The sequence below is a fragment of the Streptococcus sp. GMD1S genome (assembly GCF_000296875.1).
Lineage (GTDB): Bacteria > Bacillota > Bacilli > Lactobacillales > Streptococcaceae > Streptococcus.
This window is the reverse complement of sequence record NZ_AJQY01000289.1, coordinates 1-566: the sequence shown is the minus strand read 5'-3', so window position 1 is coordinate 566 and position 566 is coordinate 1. Positions and strand designations below refer to the sequence as shown.

Genomic DNA, 566 nt, shown 5'->3' with positions numbered 1-566 from the left:
ACTAACGCAACCAGCACAGGTCCTCAGGGTGTTCCACAAACAGGCACTCCAAGCTTCCAAGGTGGCGATCCACTGGTTCCAATCGATGAAACAGTTGAGCCAACCTTCGAAGATGGAAGCAAAGAGAAGACTATTCCAGGTGAAGGAACTTACACGATTGCACCAGACGGCACAGTGACCTTCACCCCAGACAAACAGTTTGTCGGAAACCCAACTCCAGTTACAGTCAAACGTGTGGATAAGAACGGCACCCCAGTTACTGCAACTTATAGTCCAGAGTTTACGAAAGTAACACCAACAGGAACTAGCGCAACTAGCACGGGTCCTCAGGGTGTTCCACAAACCGGTACCCCAAGCTTCCAAGGTGGCGACCCACTGCTTCCAATTGATGAAACAGTTGAGCCAACCTTCGAAGATGGAAGCAAAGAGAAATCTATTCCAGGTCAAGGAACCTACACGATTGCGCCAGATGGTACAGTGACCTTCACCCCAGACAAGCAGTTTGTTGGGAACCCAGATCCAGTTACAGTGAAACGTGTGGATAAGAATGGCACCCCAGTTACTGC

At 49.8% G+C, this 566-nt stretch carries 1 protein-coding gene; it reads left to right on the top strand.

The annotated features are described in order from the left end of the window. Window positions 1–566 (top strand): hypothetical protein (locus GMD1S_RS08840; protein WP_000318197.1); only part of this gene is annotated, 566 nt, incomplete at both ends.